Source organism: Maritalea porphyrae, assembly GCF_027213965.1.
GTDB classification, from domain to species: Bacteria; Pseudomonadota; Alphaproteobacteria; order Rhizobiales; family Devosiaceae; genus Maritalea; species Maritalea porphyrae_A.
Map to the genome: position 1 here is coordinate 1 of NZ_JAPWGX010000040.1, position 270 is coordinate 270.

Annotated in this window: 1 protein-coding gene; it reads right to left on the bottom strand. The window is 46.3% G+C overall.

Going from position 1 to position 270, the window contains the following annotated elements; all coding sequences use genetic code 11:
* A partial coding sequence (locus O4H47_RS17940; protein WP_269395392.1) for an aromatic amino acid lyase occupies positions 1-270 on the bottom strand: 270 nt, incomplete at both ends.

The window sequence follows — 270 nt, forward strand, 5'->3', positions numbered from 1 at the left end:
CCTGCCGCATGAGAGAGAACGATACTGCGTTGCAGTGTTTCTAAATCTTCTGGTGCTATTCGTGTGTTAGCCAATAGCCCAAAACCAGTGTTAATTCCGTAAACCGTTCGATCTTCCGCGATGACTCGGTCTACGACCTGTGTGCTTTCTTCAATGGCCGGAATGGCTTCAGGATCCAAAGTAAGGTTGACTGGTGAACGGCTCACTTGGCGTAGTTCGTTTAAGCTAATATGACCTGGCTTTAGCGCTAAATTTAACATCTCTTTCATC